Genomic DNA, 676 nt, shown 5'->3' on the forward strand with positions numbered 1-676 from the left:
GACTCAAGGGGATTTGAGAAAAATTTTCAATGCTATGGATTTGTTTTTGATAAGATGAAAGACGTTATTGCTGTTGTACTGCGAGTTTTTTACTTATTTCAATAAGAAAAATTTTAGCAGCATCAAATGCTTTTGGGGATAATTTTTGAATGGTACGCAAAATATCATCCATAAGAGTTCCGCGTCCTGGACCTATTTCAGCGGGAATAAAAGGGTGAGGACAACCCTGGACCTTCCAGTTTGCGAGGGCCCAAATACCAATCATCTCTCCAAACAATTGGCTTATTTCAGGTGCTGTGATGAAATCACCAGCGCGGCCAAAAGGTGTTTGTGTTTGATAATAGCCAAATTGGGGATCTGTGAGTGCCAACGTTATATATTGACTAACAGGGATTGGCCCATTCAGTGCAATAATTTCTTCAATTTTTTCTTTTAGGGTCTCCATTTTCTGTAGATTTGTGTTTGAAAGCCTGGAGAAGAAGATAAATACCAAAAAAAAGCATGGGAAGAGATAAAGCCATGCCATAGGTAAATCCAGTAGAATGAAAAAGAGTAGAAAACCATTCTGGATCTTCTTGAGGCGCACGGTAAACTTCAGAAATGCTCCGTGCTATTGCATAGCCTATCATAAATGTCCCTGCTACGGTGCCAGGGCGTTTTAATGCTTTGAAAGCAA

General features: G+C 39.5%; 1 protein-coding gene and 1 pseudogene. Both read right to left on the reverse strand.

Annotated features, from left to right (window positions below):
* Nucleotides 1-67: 67 nt before the first annotated feature.
* Nucleotides 68-445: pseudogene (locus tag ACFIK8_RS11715) on the reverse strand (SAM-dependent methyltransferase); the annotation flags it as partial.
* A partial coding sequence (locus ACFIK8_RS11720; RefSeq protein WP_375669524.1) for a prolipoprotein diacylglyceryl transferase family protein occupies nucleotides 420-676 on the reverse strand: 257 nt, incomplete at its 5' end. The pseudogene ACFIK8_RS11715 and the gene ACFIK8_RS11720, both read right to left, overlap by 26 nt.

This window comes from Bartonella sp. MR168JLCBS, from assembly GCF_042194175.1.